The sequence below is a fragment of the Paractinoplanes rishiriensis genome (assembly GCF_016862375.1).
GTDB lineage: Bacteria > Actinomycetota > Actinomycetes > Mycobacteriales > Micromonosporaceae > Actinoplanes > Actinoplanes rishiriensis.
Genome location: NZ_BOMV01000115.1, coordinates 26812 through 46205, shown reverse-complemented (window position 1 = coordinate 46205; position 19394 = coordinate 26812). Strand labels below are relative to the sequence as shown.

The window sequence follows — 19394 nt, the reverse complement described above, 5'->3', positions numbered from 1 at the left end:
CGCTGGTCGGCTCGTCCAGCACCAGCAGCGGCGCGCGGGTGGCGAACGCGGCGATCAGCGCGACCTTCTGCCGGTTCCCGGTCGAATAGGTCCGGGCGGGTTTCGAGGGGTCGAGGGCGAACCGGTCGACGAGCTCGTCACGGTAGGCCGGGTCGACGCCCGGGCCGGTGGACGCCTGCAGATGCAGGATCTCCGCGCCGGTCAGCTGCGGCCACAACGCGACATCCGCCGGCACATAGGCCAACAGCCGGTGTGCCAGAGTCACATTTGCCGCGTCGACATCGAACACCCAAGCCCGGCCGGCAGTGGGGCGGGCCAGGCCGAGCAGCAGGCGGATGGTGGTGGACTTACCGGCACCGTTCGGGCCGAGAAACCCGAACACCTCACCCGCGGCAACATCGACGGTGAGGTCGTCGAGGGCGACCAGGCGCCCGTACCGTTTGGTCAGGCCGACGGCGCGCAGCGCGAGAACGCTCATCACAGGAGTCCTTCGTGGTCGTACGGATATGACCGCCGACCAGACTTCCCGGCACACCTGCCCTCACCGTACGCCTACCGCCCCACCGCGGATAGCACCCGAGTAAAGGATCAGCGTTGCTCCATGTCCCGCTCGTAGACGTCGGGCACCCCGTCGGCGTCGGCGTCGAGTTCCTCGGCCGCGCAGATCCGCCTTAACCGGCACACTAGGTCCGGTCAGAACGGAAATTCCCGGCCTGGCCCGGCGGTGTAGGTGAACCTTGTCCGGGTAAACGCACGTTATGTTGTCCGAGGTATGCGCACGGCGTGGAAAGGATCGCTGCACCCTCGCGGCGACCGCGACCCTCGCCGCGACCATCAGATGAGCACCGAGCCGGGTCTCGCGCATACCGCCCTGATCGCCAGCTCGGACACCGAACTGCTCAGCATCCTCGTGCCCGAGCTGCGCCGGTCCACCGAACGCTACGACGAGACCCTGCTAGTGGTCCGCGAACACACCCGTACAGTCCTCGGCGAGCAGGTCGGCGCCCTGGAAAGCGCTGCGCTGGGTGAGCCCGCGGAGTTTTACCAGCGGCTGGGATTTGCCTACGAAGGGTTCCGCCGGTATCTGGCCGCACAGCAGGATGCCGGCCGGCGGGTACACCTGCTCGCCGAGCCCGACCTCACCGGGGCAACGGACGCCGGGCTACAGGCCGACCGGGCTGCCGCATACCTGGCCTACGAAGCAGTCTGTAACCAGACCTATGCCCCCTACGGGAGCGCGATCACCTGCCTCTGGAATCCGCAGCACCACCCCCGCCCGGTCCTCGACGGAGTACGAGCCACCCACCCGTACCTGCTCACCCCGACCGGACCGGTCCGATCCCCGACATACCTGGCCCCGCAGCGTTACCTCAGCGAACGGCAGGACATGCCGTGGCGGCCCGCGCCCGCCCACATCGACCACGAGCTGGTCCTATCCGAGGTAGCCGGCCTCAGCCGCCTGCGCACGGTGCTGCACACCTGGGCCATCGAGCACCAGTTCGCCAGCGAACCGGCCGAGGACCTGGTGGTCGCGACCGTCGAAGTGGCCGCCAACGGCCTGCGCCACGGCGCCCCACCCGTCCGGGTCCGCGCCTGGCACCACCACGACACCCTCATCGTCGAATGCGACGACAGCGCCGGCCGGCCCATCCCGGCCACCGCCGGATACCAGCGGCCGCAACCCGCCGACCCGACGCCCGGCGGTCGCGGATTGTGGGTAGCCCGGCAACTCGCCGACGTCGTCCAGATCCACTCGACGTCAAACCGCACCTGCGTACGGCTGCTTTTCCCGCAACACACGTCATGCACGCCCACGGTGTAGGCCGCCCGCCAGCCGATGGCGAGCCGCTCTCGAGTTTCGGGTGGCCGGTCCGGCACGGACCGGCGCACCTTCGGATCCTGCCGGCGTCTGCTGTGCGGGCTCCGTCAGTAATGATCACCAGTTCGCGCTGGTTCTCTCTTCCGGTGTCCCGCCTACCTTCGACTGCGGCCCGGTTAGCAGCTCCGGGCGAACACGTCGAGGATGCGGTTGCGGTCGTTCGGGACCAGGTTCGTTGCGTACGACACGAACGCCGCTCGGGTGCCGTCGGCGCTCAGGGCTGCTGAATCGCTGACGCTGTCACCTTCACCATTGGTGCCGGAAACACTGACTCGCCTGGTCACACCCGTCCACCGGTCCTGCACAAAGATGTCCTCAACGCCGTTGGTGTCGCCCGGCACCAAGTTCGTGGCGAACGATCCGAAAGCGACGAATCGGCCGTTGCCGCTGATCGCCGGCGCGAAGCTGTTGTCGTCGCCCTGCAGGCCGGTGCTCGACAGGCCGGCACGGCTGGTCGTATCGGCGCGGAGATCCCGTACGAAGATGTCCTGAACGGTGTTGGTGTCGCCCGGCACGACGTCGGGCGCGTCAGTGTAGAAAGCCACGTGCCGGCCCTGAGCACTGATCGCCGCATTCAACCCGAGGTTACCTCCGGCCGGGACGCCGCTACTGGTCACGCTCGCCAGTTCGGTGTGGTTCTGCCGTAGGTCCCGGACGAATACGCCGCTGGCGCCGCTCGGTACGAGATTGGTGGCGAATGAGCCGAAGGCGACGTAGCGGCCGTCCGCGGTGATGGTCGGGCCGAGGCTTCGCTCGTTGGCCTCGACACCGGCCGTGGATACGCTGATCCTTCGGGTAGTTCCGGCCTGCCGATCGTGGACGAAGACGTCTTCGGTGGCGTTGGTGTCCCCGGGCACGAGGTTAGCGGCGTGCGACACGAAGGCGACGTACCTGCCGTCGGCGCTGATGGCCGGACTGTGGCTGGTGTTGTCGGCCTCTGCCCCCGCGCTGGTGACGCTCACCCGGGTGGTGCGGGCTTCCCGGCGGTCCCGGACGAAGATGTCACCGCGGTCGTTGGTGTCGCCGCTCGCCAGGTTGGTGGCATGGGACGAGAAAGCGACATACCGCCCGTCGCCGCTGATCGACGGTTCGGACGCCTCCTGATCGGCCTGCACGCCGCCGGTGGCCACGCTGATACGGCTGGTGGTCCGAGTCCGCAGATCCCGGACGAACACATCGGCGACGGCATTGGTGTCGCCGGCCACCAGGGTCGTGCCCGTGGACCAGAAGGCCACATATCGGCCGTTACCACTGACTGCGGGAGCGAAGCTCTCGCCGTCCGACTCCGTGCCCGCGCTGGACACGCTGACCCGGTTCGTGAGATCGCCACCGGTCGAAACGGCGGCAGCCGAGGAGGCCGACTCCAGGACCAGCAGACCACCGACCACGATCACCGTCGCCGTTCGGCTCCGAAAACGTCTCATCATTACCCCCATCACAGCAGCGGCGACCGGGGTCCGGGGTCAGAATTAACCTCAGCCTCCACCGGTTGACGGACAGCAGCAAGCGAAAGGAATGCCAACCAGGCGTGGAGACATTCGAGATCAACAGACTGCCAGTCCGTCACCCCGAAGCATCACCCCCACGGTGAAGAGCAATCTTCGACTGGCTGAGCTATTCTTATGCGCTTGGAGACAGCGCGTTGTCTCCGATCAGCTGCCTCAGACCCCGGTAGCGCACCGATTCCGACAAGATGACCGGGGGCAGTTGTGGCCGTTGAACAGCGTGCGTCAAGGAAATCCTCAACAGGGCGTCCGCATGACCACGTTGCGGCACGGATGATCCACGGTGACTGATGCGGACTGGCATACGCTGCCGATATTGCCGCCCTTTCTGCTTACTCCTGCGACGGATCGTCTCGGCCCAGCGGTGACCGTGATCGGCGACGCCGGCATGGCGATCGCGGAGGTGGCGGCGCACGGGCAATGGTCGCTCGCCCTCGGCGAACAGGTATCGGCGGCCGTGCGCAAATGCCTGGCCGGACCCTCTGCCTCGATCATCGTCGATCTGCGCGATCTCGTTGATCCTGACGGCGTCAGCGTGTCGTTCTGGTTGAGGTTGTGGCAATGGGCCTGGCTCGGCACGACGCCGATGAGTGTGTCGTTCTGCGTGCCTGCTACGGCCGCGTTGAGCCGGCGCCTGCGATATTTCCCAGGGCCGGCGCCACGCGTGTTCACTGCCGTGGCCGAGGCGCGTAAAGCGATCGCTGGACGGATGTTGCGCGCGGACTGTCTGCAAACCTGTCTGCTGCCCCGGCCGGGATCGGTCAAGGCCGCTCGCGCCCTCGTCACGCAGGCCTGTCACGCGTGGCACCTGCCAGAGCTGCTGCAGGAGGGCTGGTCGATCGTATCCGAGCTGGCCGGCAACGCCGTGGAGCACGCCCGCACCGATTTCATCGTCACTGTGTTGCGCAGCGGACCACGACTGCACGTAGCGGTTCATGACTGCGTCAGCTGGTTCCCGTGCCCGACCGGATTGCAGCTCATCGACCCGCAGGCCCCGCTCGACGAACGGGGGCGGGGCCTGCGGCTGGTGCACCGCGTCGCCGCTGCTTGGGGCGCCATGCCGACTCATGACGGCAAGGTGGTATGGGCGACGGTGATGTGACGGCAACGGCGCCGGGTGCGGGGTGCGGGTGCCATCACGGGCTTTGGCCCTCCTGAAACCCACCGACCGCATCTTGGGCTGTCGAGGGCCACAACGGCATCGGCCGGCACGTCGCCCAGCACCTGGTCGCCGAGGGCGAGACCGTAGTGGACGTTCCGACGAAGCCGTAGGCCCGAGTGTTCACCACCGGCCAAGGCCACAACATCGACACGGTCGACGCGCACAGCGTCGCTGTCGTCCCTACGGACGGCCGGGTTGCGGCACGTCGTCATCGACGACACCACCGGGGGTCGCGGCTGCTCGTCGACCGCCGGGACCAACTCGGCCACACCCGCACCGAGATCATGTCCCAGCTGCATCACCTGCGGCCCGAGACTGGCGGGGCGAAGAGGTCAAATCAGTCGCGAACGTGGTCGCTCGTCGGCCAAACCCACGACCGAGCCGGGCACCGGGAGTCACCGCACCTATCCGGCACAGCCGATTGTCGGCGACCGTGAACCGGTGCCGCCCATCCGAATGGATCGGTCTGACCTATTCGGCTCGATTGCCCTATTTGACCAGTGGGCGCACTCTGTCGGCATGACACACGTGCGATTACGGAGCCGCGCAGCATCCCGACGACTGGCCTTCATCAACGCCTACCAGTTCCCCGCCAGCGTCCGTCTACGATTCGCCGGCCACCACGAGGCTTTGTCTGCCGAGAAGGTGAGCACGGTGGAAGCTGCCACCCGGCAGTGGTTCCGGCTCGCCGCTCGTCAGCCCAAGGCGAGGCTGGCCATGCCCTCGATGATCGTTGACGACATGTGGCATGAGCTCGTCCTGCACACCCGCGACTACGAGCAGTTCTGCCAGACGGCGTTCGTGAGCTTCCTGCACCACACGCCTGAGTCCGCCGTGAGTGCGGAAAGTGCCGCGGCCAACCGGGTCGCTGGGCTTGCGATGACCTACCGGCTGGCCCAGCAGGATGAAGGTGGCGCACCAGGCGGGCTACCGCTGCTGTTCCGAGTGGATCAGGAACTGAATATCGGCGGCGGACGTCGCTACCTAGCCGACTGCGGCGGCCGCGGGCAGTGCCACGACATGCCGGGCGGACATTGCCTGCAGCACCTCCGCGGTCCGGGACGTTGGCACCGCACCCATCGGAGGCAACCCATTGAGCCGAACTATGCAGGCGTATATCCGGCCGGTCCCGCTGGCGGAGGCAACGGTTGCGTCGGCGGAGGAGGCTGAGCGCGCCTGATCAGGTCAGGTGTGATCCGGCAGTCGCCTTCCCGCCAGGCGCTGGCTCCTACTCAGTCGCAGGCGTCGCCGTCGCCGTCTCGATTCGATGCTGCGCGATGACATAACGGGTACCCATGAGCTGAGTCGACGGCTCGGCGTCAGCGGCCGCCAGGAATAAACCTAGCGCTGCAACAACCCCAAATAAATGCAGTCTTTAGGAAGGTGTTATCCAGCCGCGCAGTAACCGGTCAACGGTGGCACCCGGGCGGGCTTCTTCTTCGTCATCCGGGCGTGGTCTCCTCGCCGATCGCGGCGCCGCGATCGTAGTCGACGCGTTCCGGCCGGCAAGCCGTCTGCATCTGCTGGGACTAGCCTGATGCGCCCACACCGGCGCAGGTTGGCATGCGCTGCTCCTATGTTGCGGTGGAATCTGGGTAACCGGTGACACACACGTGGCCCCGGACCCCGGTCATCCCGAAACGACCGAGGAGGACTCGTGCAAGGAACACGGCGATGGGCAGCCGCCCTTGTGCTGACGGCGTTCGCTTTCTCGCTGGGACTATCCAGCCCGGTAGCCGCCGCACCGACGATGTCGAGCGCGACGCAGAACTGCTGTCCGGTGACGGCGGTCCTGGTGAACGAGGCCGACGAAGGGCAGATCAGAATCGACCTCACGAACACCGGTGACGTGAACGCCACCGTGGTCAGCTTCATCCGGCGCCCCTGGGAAGGTGGCCCCTACTCTGACTTCATGGATCCCGGTGCGACGGCCTCGCGGGTCTACGTCGTCGGAACCGAGAGGTACGACATCCGCGTCACCGTGGACGGATGTGACACGGTCCGGTTCAAGGGCCGCTGGACCGCGCCGACGGCCGTGTGACCGACGCGCGGCCGTGCCGCAGGGCGGCCCCAGCCGCCCTGCGCGCCCGGCCGCAGTGAGCGCAGACGTCGTGGTGGGCCTTGAGTCAGGTGGCGCAGTGTTCGACGATCTGGCCGACCTAGCCGAACGGCAGATTCGGGCGGGCGACACCGCGTCCGCGGTCGCGTCCTGGATCGCGGCCAGGTTGGCGGAGAAGTTCAAAGGAGTTCGTGATGTCGCTGCCTCTGGTGTCCTGTCTCATGCCGACGTATCAGCGCCGGGGCTTCGTGCCCCTGGCGATCGAGGGTTTCCTGCGCCAGGACTACCCGGACCGGGAACTGGTCATCCAGGTCCATGCCCTGCGCAGCGAAGCGGCGGGCGTCTGCGGCGTACGCTCGCTGCTCTTCTACGACCCGGTGGCGCAAGCCGCCTGGCGCTACTGCAACCCCGGCGGCGCTCTCGCCTGGGTGGCCTGGCTCGTCGATGTGTTTCACCCGCCAGTTCCGCGAGCGCCACCCGTTCGACGCGGTAGCCTGCGGCGAGGACACCCGGCTGCTGTGGCGCAGCCGATCGTGCCGGATCATGACCCTCGACTACCCGGCCATTATGGTGGCAACGCTGCACCGCCACAACAGCGGCCGTACCGTCCCGAAGGGCGCCCGCTGGCAGCCGGTGCCGGTGGCCGAGGCGACGGCCATGCTCGGGGCGCAGGTCGCGGCCTACCGTGCGGCGGCTCGTTGCTGGCGCGGACGCACCGCGACCTCACCGTGGTGGTAGTCAACGACGGTGACCCGGCCGCCGTGGCCGCTGCTGGCCCATCTGGACGATCCCCGACTGGTCCGGTTCGACCTGGACCGCAACCAGGGCCGGTACTCTGCGACGCGGTGGTGCTCGCCGCCACCGGCAGTCCGTGGTTCGCGCCGCACGACGCCGACGAGTGGAGTGATCCGGACCGGCTCGCCACGTTGCTGCCACCGGAGCAGGTTGCCCGGGCCAACGCGCGACTTCGCCGGCGCCGGAGCGGCCAGCATGAGCGATCGCCGTTACGCGGTGTGATGATCTTGCGCTTAGACCGGAAGTACTGGTCAAGCCGACGCCGTGACCTCCGGTTCGCGCTTTCGATCTTCAATGACTCGCCCAGGCCCGCCGACTGGCGACCTGATTTGCCGCCGATAATGCTCGTTCCGGAGGTTGCACATCTCGCTGCGGCTGCTCTGGCGTGGAGGACCGGCGGGCGGTTGCGGGTACAACGCCCGCCGGTGCGATCAAGAGTACGAGGCCGGGAGTCCGGTGCGGACGAGAAGCATCCTGACTGGTCTGGACGCGTCAATCGGCAGGTGCCCGGTATTGGACGTGAGTCGCCGCTGCCGTGTCGTCATCCCAGCGGTGCGAACTGCCGAAGCGCTGGTTCACCGGCCGGTTCGTCGAGAGCCGGATCGCCGACCGTAACGTGCAGGCCTGGAACTGCGGGGTCGGGCCGGTTTATCAGCTGGTCCGTCGACGGAACCGGGGCTGGAGAACGACACCGTAGGCGCTGCAGGACGAGAAGACGTCGGTGGCGGCCAGTGCGACGCCGTGATCTGGGCCCCGGTGACCGGCAGGGTGGGCGAGACCTGGTCGAGCAAACGCTGCGTCATAGTGGCGTCAATCTCGTGGTCGGCGCTGATGCGAACATCGGCCTCGGTCGCCAGGTCCACGACGTCGTCGCTACCGGGCGGGGATCGAACCGCGGTGGACCATACATGGCAGGATGAGAACCGCGTTTTCCCTGTTCCCGGGCCGTTTGTTGCCGTCTCGGCGGTTCGGTACGCGCCGCACGCGCGCGATCGTAAGAACCCTTTGCATCTCAGTGACCCTGCGTAATATGTACGGGCGCAACGGCTCCGTCCGCTGCCACCGTCGGCGACAAAGCCGGTCAGCGTCGGCTGACCCGCGCTTTGTCTGCGGCGGATGAGGACGCCCGTAAGGCCCCCGGAGCACCGGACGACGGCCACGACCGGAATGAAACACCACCCCAACGGCCGGTATCCCAGCGGGATGGCTCGCCTGCCCCGAGCGAACTGCGCCACAGTGACATCGGGGTTGATCACCTCGACCCGAACAACCGGTACTCGATGGTGTCGACCACAAGTCCGGCACACTTCCTGGCCAGCATGACGCGGAGGAGCGTGATGGCCCACGTAGGTATCGAGTGTCCGCTGACGCCTTCGACGACGAGCAGGTCACACTACCGGAGTCGCTGCGCCACCGTCGCGTAGAACTGCGGGCTCCCTACATGAAGCTTCGGGAAGAGCACGAACTGCAACTGGCTGCCGGGGACACCGAAGCCGGCGGCTGAGGCTTCGATCTGCCGTTGCGGGTGGGCGCTGGCGCCTCTCTGGTGAAACCTATGCCCGGCCGGGTGATAGCCGGACTGCTGGTGTCTGTGGGTCACCGGTTGCATGGCGGACGGAAGGGACGCGAATCGCCGGAGGTGTTTGCGGGTTCTGTGCTCGTTGAGGCTTTGGATGCTATTGCCTGATAACAGGCGGATAGGGATGTGCGGCAGCGAGGCAGCAGTCGGGTCAACTGAACGTGTCGGCGAGGAGGTCGAGGATCATGTCACAGGGGCAGGGGCGTCGCCGCCCGTGGGGTGATCTACCAGTGCGGGTCAAGGTGCTGTGTGCGGTGAGCGTCGCCGCGGTCGCGGCGGTGGTGGCCGGCCTGGTCGGGATTGTCAAGCTCGGCGCGGTGGACGAGACCGGTGGTGGCATCTATGAGAACAACTTGCTACCGATCTCGGCACTGGCACAGATCGACGGCGACGTCAACGAGGTCCGGGCGACCATTCTGCGGCATGTCATCAGCACCGATCCCGCGAGTATGCGTGAACGGGAGCAGGAGATCGCCGATTTCCGGAACGGTCTGACCGAGTTGTGGAGGCAGTACTCGTCGGCTCCGGGCACCGACGAGGAGAAGGCCGTCCGCGAACAGTTCGAAACGGCGCTGGCAACCATGTACGAGGTCACCGACGAGCAGATCCTGCCGGCGAGCCGCGCCCTGCGGACGGCAGAGGTCGCCGCGGCCGAGAGGGAGCAGTTCGACCCGGCCTTCGACGCCGTCAGTGAGGCGCTGAGCGGGCTCAGCAAGCTCGAGATGGCACAGGCCAGCGCGGGTGCCGCGCAGGCGGAGGCGACCTACCGCAGTGCCCGTACCCTGCTGATCGTCGTCCTCGTGCTGGGGCTGGGTGGGGCGCTCACCGTCGGGTTGTACGCGGCGCGGTCCATCAGCATCCCGCTCGGGCACGTCGTGGCGGCTTTGCGCCGGGTGGAGCACGGCGACCTAACCACCGTCGCGGACGTGCGCACCCGCGACGAATTGGGTCAGCTGGGCGACGCGCTCAACGCGACGACGCTTCGGCTGCGCGAGATTATCGGCGGGCGCCTGGCGCAGACCGCATCCGGTCTGGCCGCCGCCGCCGAGGAACTGTCCGCCGTCAGCATGCAACTGCAGTCGGGCGCCGGTGACGTCACGTCGAAAGCCACCACGGCGACCCACGCCACCGAGGAGGTCAACACCGGCGTCCAGTCGATCGCCGCAGGGGCGGAGCAGATGAGCGCCTCGATCACCGAGATCGCGTCGAACGCGGGACAGGCCGCACAGGTCGCCCAGCAGGGCATGGCGGTCGCAGAACGCACCACTGCCCAGGTCGCACAGCTTGCACCGCGAGCGCGGAGATCGGGGAGGTTGTCCGCCTGATCACCACCATCGCGGAACAGACCAATCTGCTCGCTCTCAACGCCACCATTGAAGCAGCGCGGGCCGGCGAGCTGGGTAAAGGCTTCGCCGTGGTCGCCGGCGAAGTCAAGGACCTCGCGCAGCAGACCGGCAAGGCCACCGAGGAGATCACCGCCAGGATCGGAGCGATCCAGAACTCCAGCTCCTTCGCCGCATCGGCGATCGGCGAGATCACCGAAGTGATCGCACGGATCGGGGACTACACCACCACGATCGCGTCCGCCGTCGAACAACAGACCGCCACCACCGCGGAAATGAGCAGGTCGGTCACCGAGGCAGCCGGCAACAGCGGTGCCGTGGCGCAGACCGTCGCCGGCGTTGCCGACGTCGCCGCCACCACCGCTCAGGGCGCCGAGGCCACCCAGCAAGCCGCCACCGACCTGACCCGGCTCGCCGACGAAATCACCACCATCGTCGCCGGCTTCCGCCACTAATTCCCGGCGCTGCTTCCGAAGCGTCGTTGAACGGTGCCTTACGCTCATTTCGCCCACCTGGGGGCTGGGCAGGACAGGGGGCCGCCACCGAGGGTCGGTGGGTTAGGTCCGGGTTGCGTCACACCAGTGACAGACACCGGCAGCACCCCTGGCAAAAGGCCATCATTTTGGGCAGACCCTGCCGAACGCTAGGACACCACTGTCGGCCCCGCGAGTGCCTCCCCTCGCAAACTGACTTCGCCGGCGTATCAGTACTCGTAGCGTAAAGGCGTGGACGACCTGCCAGAACCTCGCATTCCCGCGACGCTGATCCACGAACTCGGCTGCCAACAGCTCCTCGCGCTTCGGCAACTTCAGCGGGCGATGAATCGCTACCGCCGCCCTCTGGCCGAGCAGACGTGGCTCCAAGCCGCCATCGATCAGCTGGAAACCGCGCTTCGACAGCTGCAGGCCAACCACGCCTTGCCCCTGCTGCAGCAAAAGCAGCCATCACTCGACCGGCGGCGTGCGACGAACCCAACACGGGCACTCACCCCCCGCAGAAAGTCACCGTGAACCACAGCGTCATCGGCCGGCCACAGCACATCGTTCTGCCGGGTAGCGACGGCGCATTGCTGCGCCGCCGCCCCCTCAGAACCGGGCGTGCACGTTTGCCTTGCCCCGGTTACGCCTGATGACGGAAGAGTCGTGCCGCCCGGGAAACATCGTCGTGATGAAATGGGTATTTTGATCTTCACGACGCGGGCCGCCTGGTGTGCCGAAACCCGAAGGGGAATCCCGTTCCGGTGGGTGCGGATCGGTCGTCCGCCGCTGTTGCCGGTGAGAGGAGCAGCGGGTGGTGCTGGGGTGGCGGCTTGTGGGTCGGGTCAGTTCGGGACACCCGCGAAAGCTCACCGTCGGCGGTGATCTCCGCTGAACCGACGGAGTAGTGACGCCGTCCGGCAACCAGGCCGGACGGCGTCTCACCCTTTGCCTCAGGTTCGAACCACGCACATGGCCCGCTGTATTTGCCTCAGGTCCAGGCCCGGCCAGTCCAGGCCCGGCCCAGCCAGGTCCCGGCGGTCCAGGCCCGTCCGGTCCAGGCCCGCCCGGTCCAGGCGCGGCCCGTCCAGTCTGTGCCGGTCCAGCGCCGGCCGGCCCAGTTCAGCGACGTCCAGGTGGCGGTGTTCCAGGTCACCGATGCCCACGACGTGCCGTTGTAGGCCGAACCGCTCCAGACGTTCCCGTTCCAGGTACCCCCGGTCCAGGCCCGGCCGTCCCGGGCCAGCGCCGTCCAGACCAGCGGCCGCCACGGCGCGCCGAAGATGTCACGCTCCCCGGTCAGCGCCCTGCCGGTGACCGAGTCCACGACGTACGAGCTGCCGCGGGAGCCCTCGAGCGTGCCCAGACCGGTGGCCGGCAGGAAGGTCTGCCGGGCGTTCAGCGGCGCGGTGAGCGTGGCCGCCTCGGCGATGTCGAGCTGTCCCGCACCGGCCGCGATCGGGTCGGCACCGGCCAGCGGGTCGGCCGAGGCCACCAGCAGCTTCTTGACCTGGTCCGGGGTGAGTCCGGGCCGCTGTTGCAGGAGCAGCGCGACGGAACCGGAGACCACGGCGGTGGCCTGTGAGGTGCCGCTGCCACGGAACGTCGTCTCGCTCACCCGGGCGGCCGGGTACTCGGTGTCGATGTACGAGCCGGGCACCCGCAGCGAGACGATGGACCGGCCGGTGGCCACCAGGTCGGCGTGCCGGGCGACGCTGCCACGGGTCGAGAACGAGGCCACCGTGTCGTCGGTCCGGATCTCGGTGCCGTTGGCGTCGGCGGCACCGACCGCGATCACGTACGGGTTCGCGGCCGGCATGGTGACCCGAGTGGAGGTGGGTCCGTCGTTGCCGACCGCCACGACCACCACGATGCCCTTGCGCCAGGCCGCCTCGACCGCGTACGAGAGCGGGTCGAGAACGGCGCTCTGGGTCGAGTCGGCGCCGAACGAGAGGTTCAGCACCCGGATGTTGAGGCCCGGATCGTTGCGGTGGGTGACCACCCAGTCGATCGCCGCGATCACCTGCGAGACGTCGGCGGCACCATCGGCCGCCGCCACCTTGAGACTGATCAGCTTCGCACCGGGTGCCAGACCCTCGAAACCGGAGGCCGGGTCGTTGCCGGCGATGATGCCGGCCATGTGCGTGCCGTGCCCGTAGCTGTCGACGTTGACCAGGCCCGGCGTCTGCGACTCGAATGAGAGATCGGGCCCGTTGACCACCTTGCCGGCCTGCATCAGACCCGGCACCGGAGCCACCCCCGAGTCGATCAGGGCCACACCGATGCCCGCGCCGGTCAGCGCCGCGGTGTTGGCCTTCTTACCGCCCGCCGCCTTCTTGACGCTGCCGACCGACGCGTTCACACCGCCGTCGTCGATCCACTTCTTGCCCTTCATCCGGACCGTGCCGTCCGCGGTGACCTCGGCCACCCCCGGCGTACGCTCCAGCTCCGGCACCGCGCCGGAGGGTACCCGCGCGGCGAATCCGGAGATCACCGATAGTTCCCGCTCGACGGTGCCACCGGACCGGCGCACGAACGCCTCGGCCCGGGCCAGCGCGTCCGGCGACGCGGTACGGACGATCACGTCGACCGCCGGCCCGCTCGCCACCGCCGGGGTGCCGACCGCGGCCAGACCCAGCACCGTACAGAGACCGGTAACAGTCGCTGCCCATCTGCCGCCCACGCTGCTCCCTCCACCCGACTGGTCGCATGATCACCGCGACGTGCGGCGCCCATCGTCCGCAGGGCGCAATACCTGAGGACTTCTGATCTCGCCGTCTTCGGCGCGACGTCCTTCGGACGGGGTGGTCTTGTAGACGGATGATCCGGCGCTAACTCCAGTTGCTCGGGTACTACGCCGAGGTCGGCGTCCGTTAATGAGCGAATCTCGGATCTGGCAGCCAGCCGTCGATGAGGTGAGCAATGATGCAGGGCGTGGTGCCGTAGGCACCGTAGGTACCGAGATGATCGGGGTGTCGCGCAGGTGAAGAACTGGAGCATCGGCAGGCGGCTGGGTGCCGGGTTCCTGGTGGTGGTGCTCACCATGGTGGCACTTGTCGCGGTCGGCATCGTGCAGGTGCGCACCATCGACAGCGGGCTGACGACCATCAATGACCAGAACGCGGTCAAGCAGCGCTTCGCGATCAACTTCCGGGGCAGTGTGCACGACCGGGCTATCGCGTTGCGCGACGTGCTGTTCGCGGAGAACCTGGAGCAGGTCAACGAAGAGGTCGATCTGATCGAAGAACTCGCCGGGAAGTACACGGTCTCGGAAGAGAAGATGAAGGCGATCTTCGCCGATCCGGCCAACACCAGCGACGCCGAGAAGGCCGCGTTCGCAGAGATCAACAGGGTGCAGGAAGAGACGCTGCCGCTGATCGACGAGGTGATCGAGCTACGCCGCGCTGGTGACAATGACCAGGCTCTGCGGGTGCTCATCGAGCAGGCCAAGCCCGCGTTCATCGAGTGGCTCCGGGTGATCAACGTGTTCATCGACCTGGAGGAGGCGATGAACCAGAAGGAGACCGCCGCGGCCCGGTCGATCGCCGGTACCTTCATTGCGCTGATGACCGGCCTGCTGCTGGTGGCCATCGCCATCGCCGTCTTCGTCGCGTGGCGCACCACTCGCAGCATCACCCGGCCGCTGGCCGAGGCCGGCGAGGTCATGTCGGCGGTCGCCGGCGGCGACCTCACTCGCCGGCTCGACGTGCAGACGCAGGACGAGGTGGGCCGGATGAGCGCCTCGATGAACTCCGCGCTCGACTCCGTCGGCGCCGTCCTGCAGCGGCTGGCCGCCAGCTCGGCGACGCTCGGCGCGGCCAGCGACCGGATCGGCGCCCTCTCGACCGAGCTGGCCGGCGGCGCGCAGCGGTCCTCGGCGCAGGCCGAGACGGTGGCCGCGGCCGCCGGTGAGGTGTCCCGCAGCGTCCAGACGGTCGCCGCCGGCGCCGAGGAGATGGGCGTGTCGATCCGCGAGATCGCGCAGAACGCCAGTCAAGCGGCCAACGTGGCCGGCCAAGCCGTCACGGTCACCCGCACCACCACCGAGACCGTGTCCCGGCTCGGCACCTCGAGCCAGGAGATCGGCGACGTCATCAAAGTCATCACCAGCATCGCCGAGCAGACCAACCTGCTGGCGCTGAACGCCACCATCGAGTCTGCCCGGGCCGGCGAAGCCGGCAAGGGCTTCGCGGTGGTCGCCGGCGAGGTCAAGGACCTGGCCCAGGAGACGGCCCGGGCCACCGAGGACATCTCCCGCCGGGTGCAGGCGATCCAGGCCGACACGGCCGGCGCGGTCTCCGCGATCCAGGAGGTCTCCCGGATCATCGCCCAGATCAACAACTACCAGACCACGATCGCCTCGGCGGTCGAGGAGCAGACGGCCACCACCAGTGAGATGAACCGCAGCGTCGCCGAGGCCGCCGACGGCTCGGGTCAGATCGCCGCCAACATCGACGACGTGGCTGCCCTGGCCCGCACCAGCAGCGAGCTGGTCAGCCAGTCCGAACAGGCCGCACACGAGCTGTCCGACATCTCCAGAGAACTACGAGAACTGGTCGCCAGCTTCCGGCTATAGCCGTACGCCCACGTCACCTGGCCCCGGCGTGCGCCCGGGTGGTGCGTATATCGGCCAGATCCAGTCCTGTGGTGCGGGTGAAGGTGCGGACCGCCGCTTCCATCTGGTCCGCCAAAGCCCCAAGGGCAATGTGCTGCCAGCTGGCCGGCCCTCGGATCTCAGTCGAGTCGCAAGGTGGCGCACAAGTATGGCCCCCGGCGTGCTGGCAACAGGGTGGCTGCCCAACGGCCCGACCGCGCCCAACGGCCCAGGTGAAGTGCCGCTCCCTGGGGCCGTTCACCACGGGAGCGATCTCGCAGATTGGCCGATGCGGCTACCTCCGCGGATTACGGTTGCTGTCAGAACCGCGCCGGCGCCCAGCGCGCACCTCAACCCCATGGCAGGCCACCATGAGCCAGCAAGAGGACCGGGTCAGTTGTGACGGTCAGTCGGTCGGTGCGCTGGAGGAAGTCCTGTCCGCAGCTCTTGAGGCGTACATCGGCGTCGACGCCGAGGGCCGGGTGGTGGGATGGAATCGCGCGGCTTTTGAGACATTCGGCTACACCCAGGACCAGGCGTGCGGGCAACCGGTCATGGAGTTGATAGTGCCGGCGCGGCTTCGGGCGGCGCACCGCGCTCGTATCACCCGCGTGTCCGGGGACGCCGGTCAGGTCGAACGCCAACGCCTGCAGCTTGTCGTCGCCCACCGTGACGGTCACGAATTCCCGATCGAGGCGACGTTGACCTCGACCGACGGGCCGGACGGACGCCGCTTCCACGTCTTCGCTCATGACGTGACGGTCACGGTACGGGCGCAGCGCTTCGCCGCGATCGAGGCGGCGGTCTCCCGGGGTTTGGCCGACGCGAGCAGTAGCAAGCAGGCCGCTGAGCGGGTGGTGCAGTCGCTGGCCGCCGGCATGGGCTGGCCGATCGTGGAGATGTGGCTGGTCGATGACGCCCGGCAGGTACTGGTCTGCGCGGCGCGGTCGACCACCCGGGATGTCCGGGACTTCTGCCAGCCGGAGCTGGAGTATGGCGTCGGGCTCCCCGGCGCGGTGCAGGCCTCCGGACGACCTCGCTGGATCCCGGACCTCGCCGCGGACGCCACCTCGCTGCGCAGCCGCCTGGCCACCCGCTACGGGCTCCGGGTCGCCGTCGGCGTGCCGATCAACTCCGGCAGTGTCACTCTGGGTGCCCTGGCGGTGTACGGCGAGCACGTCGAAGATCCCGAGGACAGCCTGACCGCGCTGCTCGCCGGCGTCGCGGCGCACACCGGGCAGTACCTGGAACGGCGTCGGGCCGAAGAACTGGCTATCGAGTTGGCTCGCACGAAGGACGAGTTCCTCGCCATGGTCACCCACGAGCTACGCAATCCGCTGTCCATCATCACGAGCACCGCGGCGCTGTTCGACGACGAACTCGACGATCTGTCGAACGAGCAACAACGGCAGTACCTGCACATCATCACCCGCAGCGCGGAACGCCTCACCGTGATGACCGGTGACCTGCTCGACCTCGCCCGCCTCGAGACCGGACACCTGGGCATCGATCCTTCCGCCATCGACTTGGCCGAGGTCATCGGCCAGGCCGTGCACGCAGCCGGCACCGCCGCGGCGAGCAAACACCTGAAGCTCACCGCGGACCTCGACTCCACCATGTGTCTGTACGCCGACGCCGACCGGTTACGCCAAGTGGCGGACAACCTGCTCAGCAACGCCATCAAGTACACCCCGGCCGGTGGCACCGTCACCGTGACCGCGCATCTCGACGGCGACGACAGAATCCGCTGGACCGTTGCGGATACCGGCATCGGTATCCCCGCCGCCGACCGGCCACGACTGTTCCGCCGCTTCTACCGGGCGTCCACCGCCCTGCAGCATCGCATCCCGGGCACCGGACTCGGCTTGGTCGTCACGCGCGCCATCATCGAACGCCACCACGGCAGCATCTCCGTTGCCGACCACGACGGCCCGGGCACCACCTTCGTCATCACCCTCCCGGTCAAACCTCCTGCCTGAGCGGGCCACCGAACCGGCACCGCTGATGTGAAGGAAGGGCTCGCTGCGGCGGGCTCATCGCGACCGCGGGGCGGGAACCTGGCTGCCTGAGCAGCAGGGAGGTTCCGTACGCGGTATGACCTCACCCATGGTGGGCAATATCCAGTGATGACCAGATGGAATAGGTAGCGTCCTCCCCACGCCGACGAGGAGATCGCCCGGTGGGCCCTCGACCGGCCACCCGAGCTGCAAGCTCTCCGCGGTACGTTACGCCGGCTCGTCACGCAAGGGGCCATACCGACCATGGCCGATGCCGAGGATTTCGCCGAGCGACTGGTCCTAGTCGCCACCGAACTGGCCAGTAACGCCCTGCGGCACGGCCGTCCGCCGACCGTGCTGGTCGTCTTCCGAGCGGACGGTCACATCGTCGTGGACGTGATCGACAGCGACGCGCAAGCCGCCCCTGCCGTGGAGCCCCACCGCACGCCGGACACCGGCGGTACGGGCTTACCGGTGGTGCAACGCCTCGCCGAGCAAGTCGGCTGGTACACCACCACGCCCGGCAAACACGTATGGGCCTCATTGACGATCACTGATGACCAGCCATGAGGCGCAACGTGTTCGAGCAGGTAGTTCTCGTGCCACGTCGCGTTCGAGATCGGCGACCTCCAGGCCGACGCATTAGGCTGCCGTCGTGGAATCAGCAGGTACGCCGGGCGAGATCGAGCTACTGCGTCAGTTCAAGACGCTGACCGACGCATCCCTGTCTCGCCTCGACGTCTCCGACCTGTTGGACACGCTGCTGGAGCGAGTACGAAGCGTGTTACGGGTCGACACCGCAGTGGTCCTGCTGCTCGACCTGCACGCGGGCCAGTTGGTGGCGACCGCTTCCAAGGGTCTGGAGGAAGAGGTTCGTCAGGGTTTCCGGATTGCGGTAGGCGCCGGTTTCGCCGGGCGGATCGCCCAGACGGGTCAGCCCTTGGTCCTCGACGAGGTGACGTCCGCCAACGTCGTCAACCCCTTGCTGCTCAGGACGGGTATCCGCTCGCTGCTCGGCGTGCCGATCCTCGCCACCGGCAACCTCGTCGGCGTACTGCACGTCGGCACCGTCACCCCCCGAACGTTCACTGCCGACGACGTCATGCTCCTGCAGGTGGCAGCTGACCGGGCCGGCGTGGCCGGACAGTCGCGATTGCAGCAACGCGAACACACTGCGGCCCTCGCCCTGCAACGGAGCCTGGTACCACCACAGTCACCCACCGTGGCGGGCCTGCAGGTCGCGGTCAGGTACGTGCCCGGGCACGAGTTCGGTGTCGGCGGCGACTGGTACGACATGTTCAGCCTGCCCTCCGGCTGGCTCGGCCTGGTCATCGGCGACGTCTCCGGTCACGGTCTGGCATCGGCTGTGGTGATGGGCCGCATCCGCAGCGCGCTGCGCGCCTACGCCCTGCTCAGCGACAATCCCGCTCAAGCTCTGATGTCGCTCGATCGCAAGGTGCAACATTTCGAGGCCGGTGCGCTCACCACCGCCCTGTACGCCATGATCTCCCCAGACCGGTCCACGGTACAACTGTCGACAGCCGGCCACCTACGTCCCGTACTCGCCGTCCCCGGCCAGCAACCCGCACTCGTGGACATGCCCGTCGACGCCCCCCTGGGCGTCAGCCGGTGGGCGCACAACCGGCACACCACCTCGATCAACCTACCGGTCGGCGCACTGATGCTGTGCTACACCGACGGACTGGTCGAACGCCGCCACCGAATCATCGACGTCGGCATCAAGACGCTACTCAACACCGTTCGCCCCGACGACCCAGAGACCGTGTGCGCCACCGTCATGTCCGAGATCGCCCAAGACCGGCCGACCGACGACATCGCCATCCTCGCGATCCGACACTGACCGCGCCGCCCAACCGGCCCCCTTCTGCACCGTCTGGACCGCCGTCGCCGACATCCCCGTTCTCCTCGCCGAAATCGACCTGTACCGCTGGGACTGTGCCCCGAACGGTGTTTCTGGCCCGATTCGCCGGATTTCGGTCCGGCG

Annotated in this window: 16 protein-coding genes and 1 pseudogene; 14 read left to right on the top strand and 3 right to left on the bottom strand. The window is 67.9% G+C overall.

The genetic code is table 11. The features are described from left to right. Positions 1–478 (bottom strand): ABC transporter ATP-binding protein (locus Ari01nite_RS46955; protein ID WP_203790952.1); only part of this gene is annotated, 478 nt, incomplete at its 3' end. Between the two features lie 360 nt (positions 479–838). On the opposite strand from Ari01nite_RS46955, the gene Ari01nite_RS46950 reads away from it, so the two are divergent. Beyond that, positions 839–1822, top strand: coding sequence for an ATP-binding protein (locus Ari01nite_RS46950; protein ID WP_203790951.1), 984 nt, complete (start codon positions 839–841; stop codon positions 1820–1822). A 173-nt stretch (positions 1823–1995) separates the two neighbouring features. Here Ari01nite_RS46950 and Ari01nite_RS46945 read toward each other — a convergent pair whose 3' ends face one another. After that, the gene (locus Ari01nite_RS46945) at positions 1996–3084 is read right to left on the bottom strand and encodes a TolB-like translocation protein (RefSeq protein WP_203790950.1); all 1089 of its coding nucleotides are present in this window, start codon (positions 3082–3084) and stop codon (positions 1996–1998) included. A 583-nt stretch (positions 3085–3667) separates the two neighbouring features. Between Ari01nite_RS46945 and Ari01nite_RS46940 the strand changes: the two genes are divergently transcribed. The 8 genes from Ari01nite_RS46940 to Ari01nite_RS46905 all read left to right on the top strand — a co-directional run bounded on the left by Ari01nite_RS46940 (position 3668) and on the right by Ari01nite_RS46905 (position 11332). Beyond that, positions 3668–4486: an ATP-binding protein gene (locus tag Ari01nite_RS46940; protein WP_203790949.1), complete on the top strand. Its 819-nt coding sequence runs from the start codon at positions 3668–3670 to the stop codon at positions 4484–4486. Positions 4487–5065: 579 nt separating this feature from the next. Continuing rightward, positions 5066–5716 (top strand): UCP032817 domain-containing protein, encoded by a 651-nt coding sequence (locus tag Ari01nite_RS46935; RefSeq protein ID WP_203790948.1) that lies wholly within the window; start codon positions 5066–5068, stop codon positions 5714–5716. A 487-nt stretch (positions 5717–6203) separates the two neighbouring features. Further along, entirely contained in the window at positions 6204–6587 is a 384-nt protein-coding gene (locus tag Ari01nite_RS46930) for a hypothetical protein (protein WP_203790947.1), read from the top strand. Between the two features lie 462 nt (positions 6588–7049). Further along, on the top strand, positions 7050–7343 hold the full coding sequence (locus tag Ari01nite_RS46925; RefSeq protein WP_203790946.1) for a hypothetical protein: 294 nt from the start codon (positions 7050–7052) through the stop codon (positions 7341–7343). Between the two features lie 1414 nt (positions 7344–8757). Further along, on the top strand, positions 8758–8904 hold the full coding sequence (locus Ari01nite_RS46920; protein ID WP_203790944.1) for a hypothetical protein: 147 nt from the start codon (positions 8758–8760) through the stop codon (positions 8902–8904). A gap of 353 nt (positions 8905–9257) precedes the next feature. Beyond that, complete coding sequence (locus Ari01nite_RS46915; RefSeq protein ID WP_239163631.1) at positions 9258–10304, top strand: HAMP domain-containing methyl-accepting chemotaxis protein; 1047 nt, start codon at positions 9258–9260, stop codon at positions 10302–10304. Then, entirely contained in the window at positions 10283–10777 is a 495-nt protein-coding gene (locus Ari01nite_RS46910; RefSeq protein WP_203790958.1) for a methyl-accepting chemotaxis protein, read from the top strand. Before Ari01nite_RS46915 ends, Ari01nite_RS46910 begins: the two co-directional genes overlap by 22 nt. A 270-nt stretch (positions 10778–11047) precedes the next feature. Then, positions 11048–11332, top strand: a complete 285-nt coding sequence (locus tag Ari01nite_RS46905) for a hypothetical protein (protein WP_203790940.1) — start codon at positions 11048–11050, stop codon at positions 11330–11332. Positions 11333–11789: 457 nt separating this feature from the next. Here Ari01nite_RS46905 and Ari01nite_RS46900 read toward each other — a convergent pair whose 3' ends face one another. Next, positions 11790–13439, bottom strand: a complete 1650-nt coding sequence (locus Ari01nite_RS46900; protein WP_203790939.1) for a S8 family serine peptidase — start codon at positions 13437–13439, stop codon at positions 11790–11792. Between the two features lie 342 nt (positions 13440–13781). On the opposite strand from Ari01nite_RS46900, the gene Ari01nite_RS46895 reads away from it, so the two are divergent. The 5 genes and pseudogenes from Ari01nite_RS46895 (at position 13782) to Ari01nite_RS46880 (ending at position 19250) form a co-directional block, all read left to right on the top strand. Then, positions 13782–15374 (top strand): methyl-accepting chemotaxis protein, encoded by a 1593-nt coding sequence (locus tag Ari01nite_RS46895; protein ID WP_203790938.1) that lies wholly within the window; start codon positions 13782–13784, stop codon positions 15372–15374. A gap of 128 nt (positions 15375–15502) precedes the next feature. Next, positions 15503–16114, top strand: a pseudogene (locus Ari01nite_RS51575) (PAS domain S-box protein); the annotation flags it as partial. 33 nt (positions 16115–16147) lie between these two features. Beyond that, positions 16148–17371, top strand: coding sequence for a GAF domain-containing sensor histidine kinase (locus Ari01nite_RS46890; protein WP_239163629.1), 1224 nt, complete (start codon positions 16148–16150; stop codon positions 17369–17371). A gap of 282 nt (positions 17372–17653) precedes the next feature. Beyond that, positions 17654–17959, top strand: coding sequence for an ATP-binding protein (locus tag Ari01nite_RS46885; protein WP_239163628.1), 306 nt, complete (start codon positions 17654–17656; stop codon positions 17957–17959). An 85-nt stretch (positions 17960–18044) separates the two neighbouring features. Further along, positions 18045–19250, top strand: coding sequence for a PP2C family protein-serine/threonine phosphatase (locus Ari01nite_RS46880; RefSeq protein WP_275410947.1), 1206 nt, complete (start codon positions 18045–18047; stop codon positions 19248–19250). Positions 19251–19394: the final 144 nt, after the last annotated feature.